The 23,516-nt window shown below is 59.9% G+C and carries 17 protein-coding genes and 4 tRNA genes; 20 read left to right on the top strand and 1 reads right to left on the bottom strand.

The genetic code is table 11. The features are described from left to right. Positions 1-104: 104 nt before the first annotated feature. The 19 genes from QF010_RS25010 to QF010_RS24920 all read left to right on the top strand — a co-directional run bounded on the left by QF010_RS25010 (position 105) and on the right by QF010_RS24920 (position 20,807). Positions 105-180: transfer RNA gene (locus tag QF010_RS25010), tRNA-Val, on the top strand. 55 nt (positions 181-235) lie between these two features. Further along, positions 236-312, top strand: a tRNA-Asp gene (locus tag QF010_RS25005). A gap of 93 nt (positions 313-405) precedes the next feature. Further along, positions 406-482, top strand: a tRNA-Asp gene (locus QF010_RS25000). A 381-nt stretch (positions 483-863) separates the two neighbouring features. After that, positions 864-1,373 (top strand): sigma-70 family RNA polymerase sigma factor, encoded by a 510-nt coding sequence (locus tag QF010_RS24995; protein ID WP_033061839.1) that lies wholly within the window; start codon positions 864-866, stop codon positions 1,371-1,373. Beyond that, on the top strand, positions 1,370-2,320 hold the full coding sequence (locus tag QF010_RS24990; RefSeq protein WP_429534148.1) for a FecR domain-containing protein: 951 nt from the start codon (positions 1,370-1,372) through the stop codon (positions 2,318-2,320). The genes QF010_RS24995 and QF010_RS24990 overlap by 4 nt, the downstream gene beginning before the upstream one ends. Positions 2,321-2,387: 67 nt before the next feature. Continuing rightward, positions 2,388-4,811: a TonB-dependent receptor gene (locus QF010_RS24985; RefSeq protein WP_033061837.1), complete on the top strand. Its 2,424-nt coding sequence runs from the start codon at positions 2,388-2,390 to the stop codon at positions 4,809-4,811. 355 nt (positions 4,812-5,166) lie between these two features. Next, positions 5,167-6,543, top strand: a complete 1,377-nt coding sequence (locus QF010_RS24980; RefSeq protein ID WP_429534177.1) for a diaminobutyrate--2-oxoglutarate transaminase — start codon at positions 5,167-5,169, stop codon at positions 6,541-6,543. Between the two features lie 212 nt (positions 6,544-6,755). Continuing rightward, positions 6,756-8,540, top strand: coding sequence for an IucA/IucC family protein (locus QF010_RS24975; RefSeq protein ID WP_429534147.1), 1,785 nt, complete (start codon positions 6,756-6,758; stop codon positions 8,538-8,540). Beyond that, positions 8,533-9,744 (top strand): type III PLP-dependent enzyme, encoded by a 1,212-nt coding sequence (locus tag QF010_RS24970; RefSeq protein ID WP_429512674.1) that lies wholly within the window; start codon positions 8,533-8,535, stop codon positions 9,742-9,744. Before QF010_RS24975 ends, QF010_RS24970 begins: the two co-directional genes overlap by 8 nt. Then, complete coding sequence (locus tag QF010_RS24965) at positions 9,741-11,168, top strand: DHA2 family efflux MFS transporter permease subunit (RefSeq protein ID WP_429534176.1); 1,428 nt, start codon at positions 9,741-9,743, stop codon at positions 11,166-11,168. Before QF010_RS24970 ends, QF010_RS24965 begins: the two co-directional genes overlap by 4 nt. Before the next feature lie 19 nt (positions 11,169-11,187). Continuing rightward, on the top strand, positions 11,188-13,059 hold the full coding sequence (locus tag QF010_RS24960; RefSeq protein ID WP_429534146.1) for an IucA/IucC family protein: 1,872 nt from the start codon (positions 11,188-11,190) through the stop codon (positions 13,057-13,059). Continuing rightward, the gene (locus QF010_RS24955) at positions 13,053-13,826 is read left to right on the top strand and encodes an HpcH/HpaI aldolase family protein (RefSeq protein WP_429534145.1); all 774 of its coding nucleotides are present in this window, start codon (positions 13,053-13,055) and stop codon (positions 13,824-13,826) included. Before QF010_RS24960 ends, QF010_RS24955 begins: the two co-directional genes overlap by 7 nt. Positions 13,827-13,830: 4 nt before the next feature. Further along, positions 13,831-15,678 carry an IucA/IucC family protein gene (locus QF010_RS24950; protein ID WP_429534144.1) on the top strand — a complete coding sequence of 616 codons (1,848 nt, stop codon included), beginning with the start codon at positions 13,831-13,833 and terminating at the stop codon, positions 15,676-15,678. Next, positions 15,671-16,591, top strand: coding sequence for an ABC transporter substrate-binding protein (locus tag QF010_RS24945; RefSeq protein ID WP_429534143.1), 921 nt, complete (start codon positions 15,671-15,673; stop codon positions 16,589-16,591). The genes QF010_RS24950 and QF010_RS24945 overlap by 8 nt, the downstream gene beginning before the upstream one ends. Next, positions 16,588-17,577, top strand: coding sequence for a FecCD family ABC transporter permease (locus QF010_RS24940; protein WP_033061830.1), 990 nt, complete (start codon positions 16,588-16,590; stop codon positions 17,575-17,577). The genes QF010_RS24945 and QF010_RS24940 overlap by 4 nt, the downstream gene beginning before the upstream one ends. After that, positions 17,570-18,601, top strand: coding sequence for a FecCD family ABC transporter permease (locus QF010_RS24935; protein WP_429512685.1), 1,032 nt, complete (start codon positions 17,570-17,572; stop codon positions 18,599-18,601). The genes QF010_RS24940 and QF010_RS24935 overlap by 8 nt, the downstream gene beginning before the upstream one ends. 12 nt (positions 18,602-18,613) lie before the next feature. Next, positions 18,614-19,405, top strand: coding sequence for an ABC transporter ATP-binding protein (locus tag QF010_RS24930; RefSeq protein ID WP_033061828.1), 792 nt, complete (start codon positions 18,614-18,616; stop codon positions 19,403-19,405). Then, positions 19,402-20,184, top strand: a complete 783-nt coding sequence (locus QF010_RS24925; protein ID WP_429534142.1) for an IucA/IucC family C-terminal-domain containing protein — start codon at positions 19,402-19,404, stop codon at positions 20,182-20,184. The genes QF010_RS24930 and QF010_RS24925 overlap by 4 nt, the downstream gene beginning before the upstream one ends. Next, entirely contained in the window at positions 20,175-20,807 is a 633-nt protein-coding gene (locus QF010_RS24920; RefSeq protein WP_429534141.1) for an RraA family protein, read from the top strand. The genes QF010_RS24925 and QF010_RS24920 overlap by 10 nt, the downstream gene beginning before the upstream one ends. A gap of 61 nt (positions 20,808-20,868) precedes the next feature. On the opposite strand, the gene QF010_RS24915 is transcribed toward QF010_RS24920, so the two are convergent. Beyond that, on the bottom strand, positions 20,869-22,152 hold the full coding sequence (locus QF010_RS24915) for an NAD(P)/FAD-dependent oxidoreductase (RefSeq protein WP_033061824.1): 1,284 nt from the start codon (positions 22,150-22,152) through the stop codon (positions 20,869-20,871). Positions 22,153-22,335: 183 nt separating this feature from the next. On the opposite strand from QF010_RS24915, the gene QF010_RS24910 reads away from it, so the two are divergent. Beyond that, a tRNA-Val gene (locus QF010_RS24910) sits at positions 22,336-22,412 on the top strand. Positions 22,413-23,516 lie beyond the last annotated feature (1,104 nt).

Genomic DNA, 23,516 nt, shown 5'->3' with positions numbered 1-23,516 from the left:
GCTGCGGGAAATGACATGATTTTGTCTTTTTCAGAAAAACTTCAAGCGGGGTATTGACTTAGCTTCGGTACCTGCGTAAATTTCGCGGCCTCGGAGATGCAAACGGGTGATTAGCTCAGCTGGGAGAGCGTCTGCCTTACAAGCAGAATGTCGGCGGTTCGATCCCGTCATCACCCACCACTTCCGAGAGTCTTGCGAAAGCAAGATGGAAGCTTTTAAAAGCCTCCACCGACGCGCAGCGGTAGTTCAGTCGGTTAGAATACCGGCCTGTCACGCCGGGGGTCGCGGGTTCGAGTCCCGTCCGCTGCGCCATATTTTCCGAGTCAGAATTTATTCTGGTTCGAGATTGAAAGCCTCGAAGCTTTCAGTCAGACGAGTTACTTGGACGAAAGTCCAAAGCGATACGCAGCGGTAGTTCAGTCGGTTAGAATACCGGCCTGTCACGCCGGGGGTCGCGGGTTCGAGTCCCGTCCGCTGCGCCATATCTGCCTCAAGGCCCACTGAACGCCTTGGAGCTACGAAGTTAGCCGCTGGCTACTTCGAGTCGATAGCAAAGACCCTGGTCGAAAGACCGGGGTTTTTTGTGCCTGCGATTTGGCTTTTTCTCCTTCCCCCCGCAACCATGGGTATTCGCATCTGCCGGCCAAATGCGGCCGTGCATCGAATTCTTCCTCCTCTCGACGATTCCCCTCAATAACGCTCAGCCCTGATCAACCGGTGGCTGCGTGGCAGAAACACCTGTCTTTCATTCGCGTATCCAGGTTTTTCCTTGGGGCGAAACACATAAAGCGCTTGGTTTGACGTATCAACACTAATTAGAATGAGTCGCATTTAAAATATTTCTTCGCGCAGGGTTCCTTTAGATGAGTGATGCAGCGATGCCGGCGGCGCAAACCTTCCACGACCTGTACCGCGACCATCGTGGCTGGCTCGAAAGCTGGTTGAGACGACGCATGAGCAATGGCCATGATGCGGCGGACTTGAGCCAGGATACGTTCGTGCGTTTACTCGCCAGCTCCCAGCACATCGCCGACCTGCAAGAACCCCGCGCCTATCTGGCGACAGTCGGCAAGCGGCTGCTGAGCAACTTCTATAAGCGCCGCAGCCTGGAGCAGGCCTACCTCGACGCCTTGGCGCTGCTGCCTGAGGACTGCGTGCCGTCCCCCGAGCAACGTTGGTTGCTGCTGGAAACCCTGCAAGCCCTGGACGAATTGCTCGATGGATTGCCGACCGCGGTGCGCCGGGCGTTTCTCTGGAGCCAACTGGAAGGCCTGGGTTATCACGAAATTGCCGAACGCCTGCAAGTCTCGGAGCGCACGATCAAGCGCTACATGGCGCAAGCCTATGAACATTGCCTGCTGGTGGAATTGTGATCGGTTCGCCGCCTTCGGCTGAAGCCCGGCAAGTCGTGCGGGCTGCCGCTCAATGGCTGGCGCTCATGGAATCAGGCGCCGCCAATGATCGCGACCGTGCCAATCTGCAGCACTGGCGTGACAGCCATCCCAGTCACGAACAGGCCTGGCAGAAAGCCCAGCTCTTGCGCCAACGCTTTACCGACCTGCCGTCGGCACTGGCCATGGCCAGCCTGGATCGGCCGCAGACGAGTCGGCGCACGGTGCTCAAACGCGCCGTCGGGGCGGTGGCGCTGGTGCCAACCGCCTGGCTGATCAGCCGGCAGCTACCTCTGGATGTCTGGCGCGCTGACCTGCGAACGGCGACCGGGGAGGGCAAAAAGGTCCAGTTGGCCGATGGCAGCTCGCTGCAATTGAATACCGCAAGTGCCGTCGATATCGACCTGAAGAACCGGCGACTGACACTCGTGGAAGGCGAAATAGCGCTCAATGTTCCCGGCACATCGCCGCTGACGATTCAGACGCGTTTCGGGCAAGTGGTCGCCAGTCAGAGCGAAGTGTGCGTTCGTCAGGGGCAGACGGGGTGCAAGGTGTCAGTGCTTAAAGGTGCGGTGCAGTTGCAGCCTTTGCGCGGACCGGTCTTTTCATTGCGCGCAGGCCAGCAAGTCAGCCTTCAGGCGATGGGGGCCGGACGCGTCGAACCTTTCGATGTACTTGCGCCTGGCTGGCGCGACGGCGTGTTGATGGCACAGAACCAGCCCCTGGGCGATTTTCTGCGCGAACTCAGTACCTATCGTCCGGGATTGTTGCGCTGGGAACCGGAACTTGAATCCCTGCGCGTCACCGGCAGTTTCCGTCTGGAAGACACCGATCGCATCCTGACGTTGCTGGCGGCCAGCTTGCCGCTGGAGGTGCATAGGCGAACCCGCTACTGGGTCACGTTGCTGCCGCGCAAAAATAGTGTTTGAGGTGTGTCCCCTTTTTTCGCGTCGCTTGTCATTCAAGGCAAGTGAAACGAAATCAGAGAGATTCTCAATGCCTGTAGTGATGCCCTGCAGTACGCGTCTGGGTTCTTCCAGACTGCGCCCGTTGTTGCACTTGAGTCTGATGCTGAGTCTGAGTGCCTGTCCGTTGTTCATCACTGCCGGTTGGGCCGAAGACGCGCCTCGACGCAGTTACCAGGTGCCGGCAGGCAGCCTCAGTGCAGCGCTGACCCGTTTCGCCGGGCTGGCCGGGGTCAATCTGTCAGTCGACCCGGCACTGGTGGGCGGTCGCACCAGCCCTGGACTTTCCGGCGAGTACGCGGTGGAGGAGGGCTTTGCCCGTCTGTTGCAGGGTTCCGGTCTGCAACTGCAACCGGTAGGTGAAGAGGCGTACATCCTGACTCCGGCGCCAGAAAGCGGCAGCCTGCAACTGGGGGCCACCTCGATTGTCGGTGCCACTGACTCGGAGCACGGCGATCCGTATCCCGGCGGCCAAGTTGCGCGTCGCGGTTCACAGGGCCTGCTGGGCTCGAAAGACTTTATGGAAACGCCGTTCAGCATGACCACCTACACCAGTGAGGTGGTCAAAAACCAGCAGGCGCGGACCTTGGGCGACCTGGTCGCCAACGATCCTTCGGTTCGCGCCACCAACCCGGCGGGTGGGCGCTATGAGCAGTTCACCATTCGCGGGCTGAGCCTGTTCAACAGTGATGTTTCCTACAACGGCCTCTACGGCGTCCTGCCGACCTATACGATCGACATGGAGATGGCCGACCGCGTCGACGTCCTCAAAGGCCCCAGCCAGCTCATCAACGGCATCTCGCCGCGGGGCAGCGTGGGTGGCGGGATCAACGTGGTGCCCAAGCGCGCGACCGACAAGCCCATCACTTCATTCACCGGCAGCTACGCGTCCGACAGCCAGGTCGGTGGTGCCGTGGATGTCGGCCGGCGCTTCGGTGAAGACAATAAGTTTGGCCTTCGTTTCAACGGCGTGAAGCAGTCCGGCGACACCGAATGGGATCACCAGAATGTCGACCGTGAGATGGCCGTGCTGGGCCTGGATTTTCGCGGTGAACGCCTGCGACTCTCGACGGACATCGGGCGCACCGAACGTGATACCGACGCACCGCAGGAGCGCGTACAGGTTGGCCCTAACGCGCAGGTTCCGCATGCCAGCGATGTGCGCCGCAACTATGCGCAGCCCTGGAGCAAGGCGAGTACCAACGACACTTTCGGGATGGTGAACGGCGAATTCGATGTCAACGATTCCGTGATGCTGTACGGCGGAGTGGGCGCACGCAAAAGTAACCATGACTTTCTCCGTCATGCCGTTTCGGTTATCAACAACGCTGGCAATTTCAGCGTTCTACCCCGTGACTTCACCCGTGACGAAAATGTCCGGACGGGCACGGCGGGGGTGCGCAACTGGTTTCATACCGGCCCGGTGAGCCATGAAGTCAACCTGGCTGCCAGCTATTACTACATGGACTTCGAAAATGGCGGCGCCCGTTATGCCGCAGGCAACAGCAACCTCTACAACCCCGTGACAACACCAACGCCTGTCAGACCCACGCGACAGGATTCGAAGGTCTACACCGAGAACCGCTCCACCGGTGTGGCGTTGTCCGACACCCTGGGCTTCTTCGATGACCGGCTGCTGCTGACCCTCGGCGCCCGCTGGCAGCGCGTGAAGGTTGACGACTGGACCGATAACGTCAGAGGCGACACTGGCTACGACGAGGAAAAGGTTTCGCCGTCAGGCGGCATTCTGTTCAAGGCAACCGATAAGCTGTCGCTCTATGCCAACTACATGGAAGGCCTGAGCCAGGGCAAGATCGCACCGTCGACCTCGGTGAACGAGGACGAGATTTTCCCGCCGTTCATCAGCCGCCAGGTCGAGGTCGGCGCCAAGTATGACGCCGGTGCGTTCGCCGTCACCGCCGCCGTGTTCCGGATCAAGCAGCCGGCTTACGAGACCAACGCCACGACCCGCGTCTTCGGCCCGAACGGCAAGCGTGAGAACACCGGTGTGGAACTGAGTGTGTTCGGTGAACCGCTCGATGGTTTCCGTCTGCTCGGCGGTGTGATGTACATCGACAGCGAGTTGAGCAACACCACCAATGGCACCTTCGACGGCAACCGGGCGCCGGCCACGCCGAAATACAACGTCAACCTGGGCGCCGAGTGGGACGTGCCGACCGTACAGGGCCTGACCCTGACCAGCCGCGGCATCTATTCCAGCTCGCAGTACCTGGACCAGTCCAACAACAAGGAAATCGACTCCTGGGAGCGTTTCGACGTGGGCGCACGCTATGCGTTCAAGGTCGAGGAAAAGAACATCACCCTGCGTGCCAATGTCGAGAACGTGGCGGACAAGCGCTACTGGAGTTCGGCCGGTGCCTCGGATGACAGCGAGCCTGGTTTGACGCTGTCGACCCCGCGCACCTATCTTCTTTCGGCGACCGTTGACTTCTGATCCACCCGTGTCATGCGCCCCAGGGATCGGGGCGTCTTCGTTGGACCATGACCTGATTCGTATATGAGGAAGGACCTATGCACCCCATCAGTTAATGAGCATTAAGACACTTGCGTATAAGTCGCTATCTGTCCGTAGCCTATAGCGAAGTTGTCAGTTGTATTAAAAGATCATGGCAAGATCATGGCGCTTCCGAAGTTCATACCAGGTTTATTAACTTGGTTTTTTGCGTGCCTGATAGTTTTTAAAGTAGTTGAAATCGCTATATGTAAATTTCCAAATAGGTTGTAAGAATTAGTTGCAACAACTCGGTAATGAGAATAAGTTGCATATCGACTTTAACGAGGGTGAAGCGATGTTGAATGATGGCGTATTGCACTCTAATACTTTGCAAAAAACCAATGCCGACTATTTGGCTCGACAAAGCAAGTTCGAATCTAATGTACGCAGTTATCCACGCAAGTTGCCACTGGCCATTGCCAAGGCGCACGGGCTCTGGGTGACCGATGTCGAGGGCAATACTTACCTCGACTGTCTGGCCGGCGCCGGTACTTTGGCCTTGGGGCACAATCATCCGGCCGTCATGGCCAGCCTCGACAGCTTCCTCGCTTCAGGCCTGCCGATGCATACCCTGGACCTGACCACCGCGGTCAAGGACGCTTTCAGCGAAACCCTGCTCAGCCTGCTGCCGAACCAGGGTCGTGATTACTGCCTGCAATTTTGCGGGCCGTCCGGGGCGGATGCAGTGGAGGCCGCGCTGAAACTGGCCAAGACTTACACCGGTCGCAACAACATCATCAGTTTCTCCGGGGCCTACCATGGCATGACCCACGGCGCCCTGGCCCTGACCGGCAACACGGCGCCGAAAAATGCCATCGCCAGCCTGATGCCCGGGGTGCAGTTCATGCCGTACCCCCACCAATACCGCTGCCCGCTGGGCATCGGCGGTGAGGCCGGGGTCGAGGCCTTGACTCACTATTTCACCCAGTTCATCGAAGACGTCGAAAGCGGCGTGTCACTGCCGGCGGCGGTGATCCTTGAAGCGGTGCAGGGTGAAGGCGGTGTCAACTGTGCGCCCGCGAGCTGGCTGCGGGCGATCCGCGAGGTGACGCGCAAGCACGGCATCCTGCTGATCCTCGACGAAGTGCAGACCGGTTTCGGCCGCACCGGCAAGATGTTTGCCTTTGAACACGCCGACATCGAGCCGGACCTGATCGTCATGTCCAAAGCGGTCGGTGGCGGTTTGCCCATGGCAGTGCTGGGCATCCGTCGTGAATTCGACGCCTGGGAGCCAGGCAATCACGCCGGGACTTTCCGCGGCAACCAGATGGCCATGGCCGCCGGGCTGGCCACGTTGCAGGTGCTGCAACAGCAAAACCTCGCCGCCCAGGCCGAGCGCCGTGGCCAGTGGCTCAAGGACCGACTGGTCGAGTTGCAGGCGCATTATCCGGCCCTCGGCCAGGTGCGCGGCCGCGGCCTGATGCTGGGTATCGAGATCGTCGACGAGCGCCAGCCGGCGGATCGCCACGGGCATTTCCCGATGGACCCGGCGCTGGCCGTGGCCATCCAGCAACAGTGCTTCAAACAAGGCCTGTTGCTGGAACGCGGCGGACGTAAGGGCAATGTCATCCGCTTGTTGCCGCCATTGATTATCGACGATGAACAATGCCAGCAAGTTATCCAGCGTTTTGATAACGCGATGGCCGCAGCGTTATTGCAGTTACGCCCTTGAATGAATCAATTGAAGTTGCATTAGCAGTCCGCTGAGTTGCAGTTTGATGGCAGGGCTGAAAATAACTTTGATGGTCGTCTGATTGTTTAAAAAGGTTCAGTGACGTGATGTCGTTACGTGGGGTTTCGTTGGCCGTAAAACAGGTCGATCAGCAACTAATTTTTTCGCCATATAACGTGTCCAGTGGCCTCGCGGGCTACTGTGGAGCACCCATGAATCATCCAGATCGCAGTGTTTTATCGAATATGGTCAGTGAGTTGGCAACGACGCGTGCGTTGCTTAATTGTTTGATCAAAGAGTTCGCCTTGCCGGAAAACTGCCTCAGTTACAGTTGGCCGGCGCAGATGCAAGGCATCGCCCCGGGCAGTTACCTCGAGGGGCTGGAATGGAAGGGCATTCCCCTGACCATCAGCCTGCCCAACCAGCAGCAGTTCTTTGTGATGGTGGACCGCCGTGATGGTCTGGGCAGTCACCGTTACCTGTCAGACGTTTATGCCCGGCGTGGCGAGGGCGACTGGTCGTGCCTGAGGTTTGCCGAGTTCGTCGAGCAGTTGCTCGCGGCGTGCGAACACATGACCCGCGCCAGCAACGACGAATTGCTGGATCAGGTGTTGCAAAGCCAGTTGCTGACCGCGGCCATCGTCGGCCACAACATGGACGGCCAGCATCCGGCACCCCTCAGCGGTTACCTCGCCAGCGAGCAGGGCTTGTGGTTCGGTCATCCGAACCATCCGGCACCCAAGGCGCGCCTGTGGCCAGCTCATCTGGCTCAGGAAACCTATGCCCCGGAATTCCAGGCCCGCACGCCATTGCACCTGTTCGAGGTGCCGCTGGAAGGATTGAACGTCGGAGCCAACGGCCTGAGCAAAGCCCAAGTGCTGGCCGGTTTTGCCGATCAGGCGCAGGCGCGGCCGGGGCACGCGGTTATTTGCATGCATCCGGTACAGGCCCAGCTGTTCATGCAGGATGGCCGGGTTCAGCGTTTGTTGAAATCCGCGTCCATCGTCGACCTTGGCGCCACAGGGCTGATGGCCAACCCCACAGCGTCCATCCGCACCTGGTACATCGAGGGCCATGAGTTCTTCATCAAGGGCTCGCTGAATGTGCGCATCACCAACTGCGTCAGGAAAAACGCCTGGTACGAATTGGAAAGCGCACTGATGATCGACCGAGTCTTTCGTAACCTCCAACTGACCCGGCCCGAAACCCTTGGCGGGCTCTCGGTGGTGGCCGAACCGGGCAATCTGAGCTGGGCGCCGCAACAGGCCAGCGAAGCCGATAACCACTGGTTCCGCGAACAGACCGGGGCGATTCTGCGGGAGAACTTCTGCCTCGACACCGGCACCGACTGCAGCATCATGGCCGGTACGCTGTTCGCTCGTGGCCTGCATTTACCGCCGTTGGTGCATGAGTTTCTGAGCCGGTTCAACAGCAACGACATCGACGATCAAACGCTGTTGAGCTGGTTCGACGACTATCAGGCGCTGCTGCTGCGGCCGGTGCTGGCGCTGTTCTTCAACCACGGCATCGTGATGGAACCGCACCTGCAGAACAGCGTGCTGGTGCATGACAACGGTCGTCCTCAGCGCTTGCTGCTGCGGGATTTCGAAGGGGTCAAACTGACCGACGAACTGGGTGCTTCCCGGATCGACGCAGACGTTCATCCGCGGGTACGTGAGTCGCTGCTCTATTCCCGTCAGCAAGGCTGGAATCGCATCGTCTATTGCCTGTTCGTCAACAATTTGTCCGAGGCGGTACTGGCCCTGAGCTGGGAGCGTCCGCACCTGGCGCCGCTGATGTGGCAACGGGTGGAGCAGCAATTGATCAGCATCCGCGCCGAATTGACCCGTGCGGCGCCGGAGTTGGACGCACTGATCGCCGGTCAGCCGATTGCCTGCAAAACCAACCTTAAGGTTCGCCTGGCCGCCAAGGCTGATCGCCAGGCCAGCTACGTCAGTCTGGTGTCCCCGTGGGGCAAGGAAGCCAAGCATGGATAAGCTGCCCGCAGCGGTATTGGCCGCCATCGACGAAGCCCGCACGCAGTACGAAGATCCGCTGGCGCTGTTCATCTATGACCTCGATGCGTTGAAACAGCACGTGACGCAGGTGATGGCGACGCTGCCCGAAGGCGTGGAGCTTTACTACGCGATCAAGGCCAACAGTGAACCGCAGATCCTCGCTGCCATCGCGCCGTTGGTGCATGGGTTCGAGATTTCCTCCGGCGGCGAGATCGATCGTCTCCAGGCCTGCCCGACGCGCAAGCCATTCATCTTCTCCGGCCCCGGCAAACTGGATTCTGACCTGCGTTCGGCGCTGCAACACCAGGTCGAAGCGATTCACATTGAAAGCCTGAATGAAATTGTCCGCCTGCAACGTCTGGCACTGGAAACGGGGCGCGTGCAAGACGTCTTGCTGCGGATCAACCCCGAACTGCCGTCGCCGCTCTCCAGCAAACTCGCGATGGCCGGCACGGCCACACCGTTCGGGATCGATGAGTCGGAGCTGGCCCAAGCGGTGAGCTGGGTCGATAACGCCAGCCACCTGCGGCTCAAGGGTTTCCATGTGCATGCGATGTCCCATCAGTCGCTGGTGGAGCGCCATGAACAATTGCTTGATCTGTACCTGCAGCGCTGGCCGCAATGGAAAGCGTTGTCGGCCGATCCTGCGGCGATCACTCATCTCAATGTGGGCGGTGGCATCGGCGTTAACTACCTCGGGCCGCAGCAATTCGATTGGCAGCGCTTGTGTACGCATTTGGGCCAGAGCCTTGCAGCGTGTGCCGATGCGCCCATCGTGCGCTTTGAGCCCGGTCGTTTCATCAGCGCCTTTTGCGGCTACTACGCCATTGAAGTGCTGGACAAGAAAACCAGTCACGGCAAGCACTTCCTGGTCTGTCGGGGCGGCACCCATCAGTTCCGTCTGCCGGTTGCCCAGGGGCATGATCACCCGGTCATTCATCTGCCCCGGCATCGCGTAACGCCAACAGCGCCACAACAGGAGTGGACCGTCGTGGGGCAACTCTGCACGCCCAAGGATGTGCTGAGCCGCGATTGCCCGCTCACGGAAGTGGAGATCGGCGACATGCTGGTGCTGCCGCTGGCGGGTGCCTATGGCTACAACATCTCCCATGCCGACTTCCTCTGTCATCCGCGACCGCCGCAGGTGTTTGTGCAACAGGCCGGAGTCGCCCCGTGGGATTGACGTTTGCCGTGCCGCGCTGGTTGGTGGTGGTCAATGTGTTGTTGGGCACGCTGACGGTCAGCCTGAACAACAGCTCGCTGAATCCGGCGTTGCCGGCGTTCATGGAGGCCTTTGATATCGGCCCGCTGTTGGCCACCTGGATCGTGGCTGCGTTCATGGTGAGCATGGGCATGACCATGCCTCTCACCAGTTTTCTCAGTCAGCGGATGGGGCGCAAATCCCTGTATTTGTGGGGCGTGGCGTTGTTTGTCTGCGGTTCGCTGCTGGGGGCGTTGGCCAACTCCATCGCGCTGGTGATTGCCGCGCGCGTGGTGCAAGGCATCGCCAGCGGGCTGATGATTCCGCTGTCGCTTGCGATCATTTTTTCGGTGTACGCCAAGGGCGAGCGGGGCAGGGTTACTGGCCTGTGGGGCGCGGCAGTCATGCTGGCGCCGGCATTGGGGCCCTTGTGCGGGAGCCTGATGCTGGAGTGGTTCAGTTGGCGCTCGCTGTTCCTGATGAATGTGCCGATTGGCCTGCTGGCGCTGATCCTTGGCGTCGGTGTTTTGCCAGCTTCTGAAGCATCGGAACGCAAACCTTTCGACCTGGCGGGTTACGTGCTGATCGCGACGGGCATCGGTCTGCTGATGATTGCTGTTGGCCGTCTGCGCCATGCCGAAGCCCTCACTGATCCGCTCAACCTCGGCATGCTGCTGGCTGCGATCCTGTGCCTGGTCGCGTTTGTACGACTGGAACTGAACCGGACCGCGCCGCTGCTCAACCTGCGCATCTTTGCCCTGCGCGGTTATCGCTTGAGCGTGATCATCGCCGTGGTGCAGTCGGTCGGCATGTTCGAATGCCTGGTCCTCCTGCCGCTGCTGGTGCAAGTGGTGATGGGCTACAGCGCTATCTGGACCGGCCTTTCGCTGCTGTGCACGGCGATGTTCGCCAGCCTGTTCGGGCATCTCGGCGGCAAGTGGCTGGATCGTCACGGCCCGCGTGGCGTCGTGCTCTGGGGATTGCTGCTGACCGGGGGCGCCACATTGGGACTGGGCGTGCTGGGGGCTGGCGCTTCAATCGGGGTGGTGTTTTTCCTGATGATGGTCCGCGGCGCCGGGCTGGGCCTGTCCTATATCCCCATCACCACCGCCGGCCTCGATGCGCTGCCTGAACCGATGGTTACTCAGGGCGCGGCGATGAACAACATTTCCCGCCGTCTCGTGTCGTCGCTGGCCATCGTGATTGCCTCGCTCTGGCTCGAGTTTCGCCTGGCCGCCGATTCGGCGGGCGGCATTGTTTCGGTGGCGACCCCGGGGGCGATCAGCGAGGTCTTCATGGCCACCGGCATCCTCATCCTGCTGGCATTGCCCTGTGCCTGGCGTTTTCCCGTTCACGCATCCGACGAGCCGGCCGAGGCATTGCCCTCAGCCCTCGAACACCGTTAATTCTTTCATGGACAAGGTTATGACTATGGCGACTTCTTCACAGGCAACACCTCAGGCTGCGGATTCAGCACCCGGCGTCTGGCTGGCGGCGGCCGATCCGCGCCACTATCAGCAAGTGGAACAGCGCGTGGTGGGCCAGCTGCTGCAAACGCTGCTGTATGAAAACGTCCTGCCGTATCGCCATTCGCCGCTCGATGGCGGCCAGTACCGCTTTGTCGTCAGCGGCGTTGATGCGCAGCAACAACCGGTGGAGTACCACTGCAGCGGATTGCTCAGTGAAAGCTTCGAGCTGATCCGCCTCGACTATGCCAGTCTCGAACGCGTTGATGCGTTGGGCGCGCGCCGCCAGCCGCACCTTCATCAAGCATTGGCGGAGCTGCTGAGCGAACTTCAGGACAGCCCGCACCTGCCACGCTTCACCCATGAGCTTGAACAAACGATGCTCAAGGATCTGCAATCGCGCAGCCAAGGTTACCAAGCGGCCAAGCCAGCCCATCAACTGGATGTGGATGCGCTGGAACAGCACTTCATGGATGCCCACAGCTATCACCCTTGCTACAAATCGCGCATCGGTTTCTCGCTCAAGGACAACGCCCATTACGGGCCGGAATTTGCCGCGCCCATCGCGATTGTCTGGCTGGCCGTGGCCAAATCCTGCGGGGCGATGAACATCTCGCAGCAGCTGGATTACGACGGATTTATCCAGCAGGAGTTCGGACTTCAGCGCTGGCAGCAACTCGCCGAGCGTCTCACCGACCAAGGCAAGGCGATGGGCGATTACTGGCTGATGCCGGTGCACCCGTGGCAGTGGGAAAACATCATCGTTCCTGTTTTCTACCCCGAGCTGGTCAGCGGTGAAGTGATCTATCTGGGCACCACGGATGACCGTTATCAGGCGCAGCAGTCGATCCGCACCCTGGCCAACGTCACTGAGAAAAAGCGGCCTTACGTCAAGCTCGCGCTGAGCATGACCAATACCTCCAGCACCCGAATTCTGGCCCGGCATACAGTGATGAACGGCCCGATCATTACCGACTGGTTGCAGCAGTTGATCGGCAGCGACAGCACCGCCCGCGACCTTGGCTTTGTGATTCTTGGTGAGGTGGTCGGCGTCAGTTTTGACTACGATCACCTGCCCGCCACGCGGATGTCCCAGGCCTACGGCACGATGGGCACGCTGTGGCGCGAGAGCATTCACCAGTACCTGCAAGATGATGAGCAAGCGGTGCCGTTCAATGGTTTGAGTTCGGTGGACAATCGCTACGGCTCGGGTGAACAGACCCCGTTCATCGATGCCTGGATCGCTCAATACGGCCTGCACGCCTGGACGCGCCAACTGTTGCAGGTGGCAGTGTCGCCGATCATTCACATGCTGTACGCCGAAGGCATCGGCATGGAATCCCATGGGCAGAACATCGTCCTGATCGTGAAGCAGGGCTGGCCGCAGCGTATTGCCCTGAAAGACTTCCACGACGGCGTGCGCTATTCGCCGCAGCACCTTGGGCGCCCGGATTTGTGCCCGACCCTGGTGCCGCTGCCCGCCAGCCACGCCAAGCTCAATCGCAATTCGTTCATCCTCACCGACGACCTGGATGCGGTCCGGGATTTTTCCTGTGATTCGTTCTTTTTCATCGCCCTGGCCGAGATGGCGATCTTCCTGCATCAGCACTATCAGCTGGAAGAAACCTTGTTCTGGCAGATGACCGCCGAGGTGATCACCGCTTACCAGACCGAGCATCCGCAACACCGTCCGCGTTATGCAGCGTTTGATGTCTTCGCGCCGTTCTACGAAGTGGAAGAACTGACCAAGCGCCGCCTGCTGGGCGACGGCGAGCGTCGTTTCAAATCGGTTCCCAATCCGCTGCACGCATTCCGGCCGCAATCATGCTGAGGACCAATCTGCTCAAGCAGAAGCTCAGAACCGGTGAGCCGGTCTACGGCCTGATCAGTTCGATTCCGTCGCCAGCGGCCGTCGAACTGATTGCCGAGGCGGGTTTCGATTTCGTGATCATCGATATGGAACACGTGCTGATCAATCCCGAGACTGTGGAGAACATGATCCGCACCGCCGAGAGTTACGCGCTGACCCCGCTGGTGCGGGTGGCGGACCTCAACCCGAAAACCCTGCTGCGCCTGCTCGATGGGGGCGCCCAGGGCATTGTCTTGCCGATGATCGAAGGCCCCGAGCCTTTGGCCGAAAGCATTCGTGCCTGCAAATACCATCCGCAGGGCACCCGCAGCCTGAATGCCGGTCGCCCCGGTGCCTTTGGCAAACACAGCCTGGCGGAGTACGTCGCGCTGGCCAACGAGCAAATCATGGTCGTGGCGATGATCGAAAGTGCCGAAGGTGTGCGACGCGCGGCGGAAATTGCTGCCGTGCCCGGCCTCGACATGATCCTCGAAGGGGCCGCCGACTTGTCGCAATCGATGGGCATGCCCTGGCAGATCGACCGGCCCGAGGTGCAGCAAGCGCTGCTCTCCAGTTGGCAAGCGGCGAGTGCCGCAGGTGTGCCGTATTGCGCGATTCCACGTCAGCCGGGTGACCACGAACGGTGGTTGAGCCGGGGCGTTAAAAGTTTTGTTTTGGGTGACGAGCGTGGCATCGCTTTTCGCGCCCTCCAGGCCAAATTGGCCGCCACTTCAGCAGAAGGAAAATAATCGGATGAACTTCACCACAATGGCCGCCGACAAGGTGATGCAGGATCTGGTCGATTGTTTGCTGGCCGAACATTTTTTCGGCACCGAGCCGCTGAATCTGGTGACGCTCTCGTCATCGGCTGATCAGCCGTTTACCGGGTTGAGCGCCGAACAACGGATTTGGGAATGGCCTACCGATCCCCAGGGTTGCATCGTTATTGCCCTGCGTCCCGGCATTACCCAGCAATGGGAGAAAGTACCGGGCACGCCGGTTTGGGCGCGACAGAATGACCAACTGACCGCGCTGTCACCCGAGGCTTTCACGACCCAGGTGTTGGCAGGGATGACGGATCGCTACCCGGACAATGAAAAAGGCTTCGCCCTGTTTCTGGATGTGCTGCGCACCAGCTTCCGGCAAACCGAATTGTCCCTGGCCCATCGGGTCGACAGCGAAGGCTTGCTGGAAAAGAGCAACGCAGACTTTTTCCTGACGATGGAGCAGTGGGCTTCGTTGCGTGATCGTCCCTACCATCCGCTGGCCAAGGCCAAGCAGGGTTTGGACGATGCGGAATATCAGCAGTATCAGGCGGAGTTCGCCCGTCCGGTAGCGCTCAATTGGGTCGCGGTCGATCGCACGTTGCTGCAATGCGGCGTCGGTGTGACGGACCTGGCGCAGAGTTATCCCGCTCAATACCTGTTGCCGCCGCTGTTGCAGGCCAACTTGCAACAGGAGCTGCAGCAGCGGGGGATTGCCCAGAGCCACATCGCGCTGCCGGTGCACCCGTGGCAGTTCGAGCACGTACTGGAGGCGCAACTCGGCGACGCGTTCGCCAAGGGTGATTGCCAGCGACTGGACTTCACCGACGGTGATTTCTTCGCCACCTCGTCGTTGCGCTCGATGACCCCGTGCTTCAACAGCGCCGATTACCTCAAGTTGCCGATGGCCATTTATTCCCTCGGTGCGTCGCGTTATCTGCCCGCAGTAAAAATGATCAACGGCGGCTTGAGCGAGGCGCTGCTGCGTCAGGCACTGAGCAAGGATCAAACGCTGCAGCAGTCGCTGCACCTGTGCGACGAAACCAAATGGTGGGCGTTCATGCCGCCAGACGCGACGCTGTTCGACGAAGCGCCGCGTCACCTGTCGGCCATGGTGCGCGGCTATCCACCTGCGCTGCTGGAAGATCCTGACACCCGACTGGTGCCCATGGCTGCATTGGGCACGCCACTGCCGGGTAGCAATCAGCACTTCTTCGATGACTGGATGGGCTACCGTCAACTGCCGACCAACGCCGCGTCGGTGATGACGCTGTTCCGCGAGCTGTGCCACAGCTTCTTCGATATCAACCTGCGGATGTTCCGCATCGGCATGCTGGGGGAAATTCACGGGCAGAACGCGGTGCTGGTGTGGAAGGCCGGTTATGCACAGGGCTTGCTGTTGCGCGATCACGATTCGTTGCGCATCTTCGTGCCGTGGCTGGAACGCAACGGCCTGGCCGACCCGGCTTACCGGCTGAAGAAGGGGCATGCCAACACGCTGTACCACGATCGCCCTGAAGACCTGCTGTTCTGGTTACAGACCCTGGGTATTCAGGTCAACCTCCGCGCGATCATCGATACGCTGGCTGAGGTCTACGCATTGCCGGCGACCGGGTTGTGGACGGCGATGGGCGAGGTGCTCAACGAGTTGATCGACACCATCGAGTTTGACGCCGAGGCGCGGATGATGATCAAGCACCAGTTGTTCGAAGCGCCACATTGGCCGCAGAAATTGCTGCTCACCCCGATGATCGAACGCGCGGGCGGCCCTGGCAGCATGCCGTTTGGCAAAGGGCAGGTGGTCAACCCGTTTCACAGGCTCGATCGTAATGCCTGAACCGCGATGTGAACCCTCCAGGCGCACGCTGTTGCGCCTGTCCCTGGGGGCGCTTGCCCTCAGGTTTTCCGCGCCAGCGTGGGCCGAGGCTGGCGCCGCGCCGTTGCGGGTGATCACCCTGTTTCAGGGCGCCACCGACTGCGCCGTGGTGTTGGGCGTGACCCCGTGTGGCGTGGTTGATTCCTGGAGCGAAAAACCCACCTTTCACTATTTGCGTTGGGCTCTGGATCAGGTGCCCCATGTCGGCCTGGAAACCCAGCCCAGTCTTGAAGACATCGCGTTGCTCAAGCCGGACCTGATTGTAGCCTCGCGCTTTCGCCACGAACGCATTGCATCGTTGCTCAGGCAGATCGCTCCGGTGCTGATGCTGGAGGAAGTGTTTGAATTCAAGAAGACCCTGGCGCTGATGGGCGCTGCTTTACACCAGCAACAGAGGGCCGACGAGATTCTGAACCGATGGCAGCAACGCGTGGCACAGGTGGGTCAGCAATTGCAGCAGACATTTGCCGGACGCTGGCCACCGACGGTGTCGATACTGGACATCCGCGAGGACCACATCCGCAGTTACTTGCCGGCGAGTTTTCCGGGCTCGGTGCTCACCGAACTGGGATTCAACTGGAGTGACAGCAGCCGGGAGGCGAGTGGGGTATCGATCAAACTCACCAGCAAGGAAAGCCTTGCCGTGGTGAATGCCGACATCTTTTTTGTGTTCCTGCGCGCGCAGAACGCGGCGGTGCAGCGCAACTACGAGAGCCTGGTGCAACACCCGCTGTGGAAGCAGATGCGTGCCCCGCAGCAAGGACAGGTGTGGCAGGTCGATGGCGTCGCGTGGAGTCTGTCGGGCGGGATGTTGGGGGCGAACCTGATGCTCGACGACGTGGCCCGCGTGGCCGCCGCGCAGGTGGCCTCATGAGCCCGGGAGTAAAGCTGTGCAGCGCGGGTGTCGTGTTGCTGCTGTGCTGCGTGTTGAGCCTGGCGGTCGGTGCCACCTGGATTCCACTGCCACAGATTGCCGCAGCGTTTGTCGATCCCGACCCGCTGAGTATCAATCATGTACTGGTGACCACCACGCGCCTGTCGCGCACCCTGATGGCGATTTCCGTAGGTGCCAGTCTGGCGGTCGCGGGTGCCCTGATGCAGGCTCTGACGCGAAATCCTTTGGCATCCCCCGGATTGTTCGGGATCAACGCTGGTGCGACCTTTTTTATCATCCTGTTTTCCTCGATCTTCTCGCTCTCATCCCCGGATGCCTGGCTATGGTCGGCGTTCCTTGGCGCTGCCGTGGCAGGTTGTCTGGTATGGCTGATCGGCAACATGGGGCAGGGCAGTCTCAGTCCGCTGCGCATCGTGCTGGCGGGCGCGGCGATCGCCGCGTTGTTCTCCGCCTTCAGCCAGGCGCTGCTGGTGGTGAATCAGGATGGATTGGACACAGTGCTGTTCTGGCTGGCCGGTTCGTTGTCCGAACGCAACCTGTCGAGCGCCGCCCCCTTGTTGCTGACTGATGTGTTCGGGTTGTCGGGGGCGCTGATGCTGGCCGGGCAGGTCAACGTGCTGAACGCGGGGGAAGAGATTGCTACGGGGCTGGGGCAGAGAACCGGCCTGATCCGGCTGCTGATGAGCGTGCTGGTGATTTGTCTCGCGGGCAGCGCGGTGGCGTTGGCCGGCAGCATTGGTTTCATCGGTCTTCTGGTGCCGCACATGGTGCGCAAGGGGTTGTCCATCGACCATCGCTGGTTGTTGCCCGGTTGCGCGCTGCTCGGTGCGATTCTCCTGCTGTTGGCGGATACGCTGTCGCGGGTTTTGATCCTGCCTCAAGAAGTGCCGGTGGGGGTGATGACGGCGCTGTTTGGCGCGCCGTTTTTCATCATGCTGGCCCGGCGTGGAGGTCGTTATGGATAGGGTAGTGACCTGGCGCCGGGGCGGGTATTCCCGGCAGGTGAACCTTTCCACGTGGTTGCGGTTGGCAGCGGCGCTGGTGCTGACGGTGCTGGTGATGCTCGCCTCGTTGTCGCTGGGCAAAGTCATCCTCTCGCCCCTCGAGGTCATGCGAATCCTGTTTTCCAATCAGGACGCCAGCCTGACGTTGATCGTCGAGCAACTGCGCTTTCCACGCATTGTGCTGGCGGCGCTGGTGGGCGCTGCGTTGTCGGTGTCCGGGCTGATCCTGCAAAGCATCATCCGCAACCCGCTGGCATCGCCGGACCTGCTGGGCATCACCAGCGGTGCCAGTGCCGCCGCCGTGCTTTACCTGTCGTTCTTGTCCGCGACGCTCGGGCAACAATTTCTGCCCCTGGCCGCGATGCTCGGTGCGGCGCTGGCGACATTGGCCATTTATCTACTGGCCTGGAAGCAGGGGGCCTCACCGCTGCGACTGGTGCTGATCGGCGTGGGCGTCTCGGCGATGTTGACGGCCGCGACCACCTTCATTCTGGTGTTCAGTCCGCTGACCACCACCCTGTCGGCCTACGTCTGGTTGACCGGCAGCGTATACGGCGCCAGTTGGCCCGAACCGCTGGCGCTTGCGAGCTGGTTGTTGGGCATTTGTCCGCTGCTGGTGCTGCTGGCCCGTCAGGTGATGGTGCAACAGCTGGATGACCACCTGGCCCAGGGCATCGGCGTGCGCGTGCAATGGCTGCGGGCCGGTTTGTTGTTGGTGAGTGTGGCGTTGGCCGGTGCGGCCATTGCCTGGGGTGGGGCGATCGCGTTTGTCGGGCTTATCGCGCCGCATATTGCCAAACGCTTGGTGGCCCCGGGTTTCGCTGGACAAGCCGTGATGGCAGCCCTGATTGGCGCAATCCTGGTGATGCTGGCCGACCTGGTCGGGCGCACGCTGTTTTTGCCCCTGGATCTTCCGGCCGGGATCTTTGTCGCGGTGCTGGGCACACCCTTTTTTCTCTATTTATTGATTAAACAGCGTCATTAAGGAATTCAACGTATGACGTCGATTGCAAGTCGGGGCCTGACCCTGAGTTATCAGCGCCAGGTGATTATTGACGCGCTGGACATGCAACTGCCCAAGGGCAAGATCTCGGTGCTGATTGGCAGTAACGGCTGCGGCAAAAGTACCTTGCTCAAATCCTTTGCCCGACTGCTGAAACCGCAGCAAGGCTCGGTGATTCTCAACGGTGTGGATATCCAGCAAAAATCCACGGCGGCGGTGGCGCGTGAACTGGCCATCCTGCCCCAGACACCGACGGCGCCCGAGGGCATTACCGTTCGCCAACTCGTGGCCCTGGGTCGATACCCTTATCAGAGCTGGATGCAGCAGTGGTCGACCGAGGATGAAACCATGGTCAATCGCGCACTGACGCAGACCAGTTTGCAGGCGCTGGCGGATCGGCCGGTGGATGCCTTGTCCGGTGGGCAGCGTCAGCGCGCGTGGATCGCCATGACCTTGGCCCAGGACACCGGCATTGTGCTGCTGGACGAGCCGACGACCTTCCTCGACCTGGCTCACCAGATTGAAGTGCTGGACCTGCTGCGCGACCTCAACCGGCTCGAGAACAAAACCATCATCATGGTGCTTCACGACCTCAACCTGGCCTGTCGTTATGCCGATCATATGGTCGCGGTGCATGAGCGTACGGCATTTGCCCAGGGCCGGCCTGAGGACGTCTTGACTCAGGCGCTGGTCAAAACCGTGTTCGATCTCAACTGCAGGATTATTCCTGACCCGTTCTTCGGTACGCCGATGTGCATCCCGTTTGGTCGGGAATTGCCGCAATGAGTCTGGCTCACTACTTCACCGCGCAGGAGTGGAGCGTGTTGGGCAGTGGGTTGCGGTTGAAGGACTGCGCCGAGCGCGACCCATTACGTTCTCTGATGGCGCGTGACCTGTTACAGGAAGATGTGTGCGAGCGATTGCTGGACACATTGAGCCCGGTCATTGGCTCACCGTCGCGGGCGATCACCGCCTCGCTGCTGGGCAAGCGCCTGTCGTTCCTGGCCACCGGCGCCTGTTTGTACGCCATGTCGGTGTACGACAAAGGACTGCTGCTGTCGCTGGACAACACGGTGATCGAGTACGGCCACGATGAAGGGCTGTGGACGTCTTCGATGCCGCTGGCTCATTCCCTGCCGCTGACGTACGGGGCAGGTGAGCGCGAGGCCTGGCGGGAAACCCTGGTGCAGGCACTGTTTGCCGGGCTGCTGAAACCGCTGTGGCAAACCTTCAACCGTGTGAGTGGCGTTTCACGGCGCATCTTGTGGGAAAACTCCGCAGTGCGCGTGTATTCGTTGTATGAAAAACGCATGGCAAAAATCGACGAGCCGGCAGTGCGCGAGCGCTATGAAGCCGACTTCAACTGGTTGCTGACTCAGGCAGAACCTGCGCTGTTCGGCCTCGATTACAACCCGCTGAGCCATTTCCGTCGACCGCCGACATTGGTCGACGAGGGGCAGCGCAGCATTCGTTTTCGGCGAACGTGCTGCTTCTACTACCTGGCTACCGAGCCCGCTGAATATTGTTCAACCTGCCCACTATTGCGTCCGGGGAAATGCCGATGAGTTATCAGATCAATCCGCGCCAGCAGAAGGTCGCCCCGGAGTTGCTCAGCGCCTACCGGTCGATCCCTTCGTCAACCATCGGCCATTTCTCCGATAGAGGTTTCCTGCGGGGGATCAAGCCGCTGTTCAACAACATCCGCGTGGTTGGCAATGTCGTCACCGTCAAAGTCTTCCCACCGGATGGCAGCATTTTGCGTGAAGCGCTGTTGCTGAGTGAGCCCGGCGACGTGCTTGTGATCGAATGTGTGGGCGACGAGGAGTGTGGCTGCTGGGGAGAACTGCGCACCCTGGCCGGGCTGATTAAAGGGTTGGCCGGAGTGGTGGTGTCGGGTGCGGTCACGGATGTCAGCGCATTGCGTCTCCATGGGTTGCCGGTCTTTTGCCGGGACGTCAGTGCGTACACGACTCGCGGCATTGGCGACCATGGGGAAGTCAATCAGTCGATCAATGTGGGCGGGGTTCAGGTGCAGCCGGGGGACCTGGCCATTGGTGATGATGACGGCGTCTTCATCCTCGATGCCAGGCGTGCGGCCGAGCTGCTTCCCGAGTTCCTGGCCAAAGAGGAAATGGACCAGCAGCGCAGGGCCGAATTCTTGCAGAGGCTCAATCAGCGAAGGGGCTGACTTCCCGAGCTGAAATGAAAAGGGGCAACTGCGCAGTTGCCCCGTTTTTGCGTCTGGTCGGTCAGAAGCCGAGCTTGTCGCGCAGTCCGTAATACCAGGCGCCCAACGCAGCGAACGGCGTACGCAGCAGTTGTCCGCCGGGGAACGGGTAGTGAGGCAGGTCGGCAAACGCGTCGAAACGCTCGGCCTGGCCACGCAACGCTTCGGCCAGGACCTTGCCTGCCAGATGGGTGTACGTCACGCCATGGCCGCTGCAACCCTGGGAATAGTAGATGTTGTCGCCCAGGCGTCCGACTTGAGGAAGACGCGACAAGGTCAGCAGGAAATTGCCGGTCCAGGCGTAATCGATCTTCACGTCCTTGAGCTGCGGAAAGGCCTTGATCATCTTCGGCCGAATAATCGCCTCGATGTTCGCCGGATCCCGCGCGCCGTACACCACACCACCGCCGAAGACCAGGCGCTTGTCGGCGGTCAAACGGTAGTAGTCGAGCAGGTAGTTGCAGTCCTCGACGCAGTAATCCTGCGGCAACAGGCTCTTGGCCAACGCGTCGCCCAGGGGTTCAGTGGTGATCACCTGAGTCCCGCAGGGCATCGATTTGGCGGCCAGTTCCGGCACCAGATTACCGAGGTACGCGTTGCCCGCAACGATGATGAACTTGGCCCTGACCTTGCCCTGAGGCGTATGCACCACCGGACTCGCGCCGCGCTCGATGCGTACCGCCGGCGATTGCTCATAAAGGGTGCCGCCCAGCGACTCGACCGCTGCTGCTTCGCCCAACACCAGGTTCAGCGGATGAATGTGCCCGCCGCTCATGTCGAGCATGCCGCCAATGTACTGATCGCAAGCGACCACTTCACGGATGCGACGCTGATCCATCAATTCAAGCTGCGTGTGACCGAACCGCTCCCACAGACGCTTCTGGGATTCCAAATGGCCCATCTGCTTGGCGGTAATGGCGGCGAATACACCACCGTCCTTCAAGTCGCACTGGATATTATATTTGGCAACCCGCTCACGAATGATCCGCCCACCTTCGAACGCCATCTGCCCCAGCAACTGAGCCTGCTTGGGACCGACACTGCGCTCGATCACATCGATGTCGCGGCTATAACTGTTAACGATCTGGCCACCGTTACGCCCCGACGCACCAAAACCTACCTTCGCCGCTTCAAGCACCGTGACCCGGAAACCGTTTTCCAGCAGAAACAGGGCAGAGGACAGACCGGTGTAACCGGCACCGATCACACAGACATCAGTCTCCACGTCATCCTGCAAGGCCGGGCGCGGCGGAACCGCATTGGCCGATGCGGCGTAATAGGATTCCGGGTAGGGGGTGTTCGCCATCCTGCAGCCTCTGTTTAATATATTTTACGAGTGCATCGATCCTACCCGAGATAAAAATCGACCGCCAGCCACCGCAAAATCTTCTTTGCAGCGGCGAAATTAAATATTTTGCATATTCATAGGGTTAGCTCGAAAAAAGGTGTTGACACCCCTCCGGAATTCCGTAGAATGCCGCCTCACAGCAGGCACGTAGCTCAGTTGGTTAGAGCACCACCTTGACATGGTGGGGGTCGTTGGTTCGAGTCCAATCGCGCCTACCAAACAAAATCCGCTCTGCTGGGCGGTGTGAAGGGGAATCCGAAAGGGTTCCCCTTTTTCTTTGCCTAAGAAAACGTTCACAAATTATAGGCTTCGTTCACACAAGGCAATGTGAACGTGGATTCATGCCTGCCTCTGTTCACACTCAGAATTGTGAACGACTCTACCTAACCTATTGATACGTAAGGCGCGAGCACTATCTTGTCTAGGTGGTGGTACGTTCGCAAGCTCACTCCCTTGCCCGTTGTTCGTACCTCACAAGGGCAGGCTTTCTAACCAACTGAGCTACGTGCCTGCTGTGAGGCGATAGACGCCTATCGGCCACGCTCTACATCCAACGCCATGTGTTAAATCGTGAACGCCCATAGGTGATGCTGTAGGAATTCCTGTGAGGGTTTGTTTAACAGGGGTGGGGCAGGGGGTTAGGGGAGGGGTGCTTATGTATGCAATGTCGCTCATGAATTTCTAGCGGAAACTCAGGATGTCGAGGTGACATCACTCCCTCTGAGGTGCGAAGGTAGCCTCTCAGCAAGTGAGTAGCAGGGAGTGCGTTTATGAATCCGGTGGGTATATTTAAGGCGGTTGCTGTCGTCTGGTCTGGTCTGGTCGGGTCGGAAGTTCGGGAATCGGGTTGCGGACTATTTATGTGTGAATAGGCGTCTATTTCATAGCGCTGTTGAGTTGGGAGGGCTAAGCCGGCACCTTATTTTATTAGGTTTGGCGTCCAATGCTAATCAGTCTATTGGAGATACGGCAACACTTGTGAGTGGGTATTTGGTTGATGGGCTTGAGGAAATGCGGGCTGCGTTCGGAGAGCAGCAATTGATACTGAGTGCAATAAAAAACGTTCAGATGTTTCGGGGGGAGGTGGAGGGAATCGATCAGATGGAGCTAATGCGGTCTGTGCCTTTTAATAGAGGGTTAGCTTATCGGACAGCACGGTAAGTGTTTCGCTGCCTTGATCTCTTGATTGGTTTTAAACTGGGTGTTATAAGGTGGTCTAAGGCAAACGTGTAGTGGTCTAATGAAACCGGACACCCATTTAGGCGAGAATGCTCGCCAGATCGAGGTGTCAGATGACCAAACAACGCCGCTCCTTTACTCCT

It is taken from the genome of Pseudomonas silensiensis (assembly GCF_050434865.1).
Classification (GTDB): Bacteria; Pseudomonadota; Gammaproteobacteria; order Pseudomonadales; family Pseudomonadaceae; genus Aquipseudomonas; species Aquipseudomonas fluorescens_W.
The sequence above is the reverse complement of the archived record's forward strand: the minus strand, read 5'-3'. Positions and strand labels throughout refer to the sequence as shown.

Bases quoted from the DNA above. Each gene is read 5' to 3' on its own strand.
- QF010_RS24995 (WP_033061839.1), top strand. From the start codon at position 864: ATGAGTGATGCAGCGATGCCGGCGGCGCAAACCTTCCACGACCTGTAC.
- QF010_RS24985 (WP_033061837.1), top strand. From the start codon at position 2,388: ATGCCTGTAGTGATGCCCTGCAGTACGCGTCTGGGTTCTTCCAGACTG.
- QF010_RS24980 (WP_429534177.1), top strand. From the start codon at position 5,167: ATGTTGAATGATGGCGTATTGCACTCTAATACTTTGCAAAAAACCAAT.
- QF010_RS24975 (WP_429534147.1), top strand. From the start codon at position 6,756: ATGAATCATCCAGATCGCAGTGTTTTATCGAATATGGTCAGTGAGTTG.
- QF010_RS24970 (WP_429512674.1), top strand. From the start codon at position 8,533: ATGGATAAGCTGCCCGCAGCGGTATTGGCCGCCATCGACGAAGCCCGC.
- QF010_RS24960 (WP_429534146.1), top strand. From the start codon at position 11,188: ATGACTATGGCGACTTCTTCACAGGCAACACCTCAGGCTGCGGATTCA.
- QF010_RS24955 (WP_429534145.1), top strand. From the start codon at position 13,053: ATGCTGAGGACCAATCTGCTCAAGCAGAAGCTCAGAACCGGTGAGCCG.
- QF010_RS24950 (WP_429534144.1), top strand. From the start codon at position 13,831: ATGAACTTCACCACAATGGCCGCCGACAAGGTGATGCAGGATCTGGTC.
- QF010_RS24945 (WP_429534143.1), top strand. From the start codon at position 15,671: ATGCCTGAACCGCGATGTGAACCCTCCAGGCGCACGCTGTTGCGCCTG.
- QF010_RS24940 (WP_033061830.1), top strand. From the start codon at position 16,588: ATGAGCCCGGGAGTAAAGCTGTGCAGCGCGGGTGTCGTGTTGCTGCTG.
- QF010_RS24935 (WP_429512685.1), top strand. From the start codon at position 17,570: ATGGATAGGGTAGTGACCTGGCGCCGGGGCGGGTATTCCCGGCAGGTG.
- QF010_RS24930 (WP_033061828.1), top strand. From the start codon at position 18,614: ATGACGTCGATTGCAAGTCGGGGCCTGACCCTGAGTTATCAGCGCCAG.
- QF010_RS24925 (WP_429534142.1), top strand. From the start codon at position 19,402: ATGAGTCTGGCTCACTACTTCACCGCGCAGGAGTGGAGCGTGTTGGGC.
- QF010_RS24920 (WP_429534141.1), top strand. From the start codon at position 20,175: ATGCCGATGAGTTATCAGATCAATCCGCGCCAGCAGAAGGTCGCCCCG.
- QF010_RS24915 (WP_033061824.1), bottom strand. From the start codon at position 22,152: ATGGCGAACACCCCCTACCCGGAATCCTATTACGCCGCATCGGCCAAT.